General features: G+C 47.1%; 1 protein-coding gene. It reads left to right on the top strand.

All coding sequences use genetic code 11. The features are described 5' to 3' along the window. Positions 1-31: 31 nt before the first annotated feature. A partial coding sequence (locus R8O10_RS26090) for an FHIPEP family type III secretion protein (protein ID WP_318192079.1) occupies positions 32-612 on the top strand: 581 nt, incomplete at its 3' end.

Here is a 612-nt window from a genome sequence, read left to right as displayed (position 1 = left end):
TTAACCCGCGTTTATCCAAGGACACGAAAGTATGCTTACTCGGTTAAAACAACTTCAAACCTCAACCAAAGGCTACATTGGCATCCCCATTGTTTTGCTGATGATTCTGGCGATGGTTATTTTGCCATTACCACCATTGCTATTGGATGCGCTGTTTACTTTTAACATCGTATTGGCGATCTTGGTATTGCTGGTCAGTACCACAGCAAAGCGACCACTCGACTTTTCTGTTTTTCCAACCATTTTGTTGGTGGCAACCTTACTTCGCCTAACGCTGAACGTCGCCTCAACCCGAATCGTATTGCTAGAAGGCCATAACGGTGGCGATGCCGCTGGTAAAGTCATTCAAGCTTTCGGTGAAGTGGTGATCGGCGGCAACTACGTTGTCGGTATGGTGGTCTTCATCATCTTAATGATCATTAACTTTGTGGTTATCACCAAAGGTGGTGAACGTATTTCAGAAGTCTCCGCGCGTTTTACATTGGATGCCCTGCCGGGTAAACAAATGGCAATCGATGCGGACTTAAACGCCGGTTTGATCGATCAAGAAACCGCTCGTCTGCGCCGTAAAGAAGTTGCGAACGAAGCCGACTTCCACGGTTCAATGGACGG

It is taken from the genome of Vibrio sp. 1727 (assembly GCF_033344415.1).
GTDB classification, from domain to species: Bacteria; Pseudomonadota; Gammaproteobacteria; order Enterobacterales; family Vibrionaceae; genus Vibrio; species Vibrio alginolyticus.
This window is presented reverse-complemented; position numbering and strand designations above follow the sequence as displayed.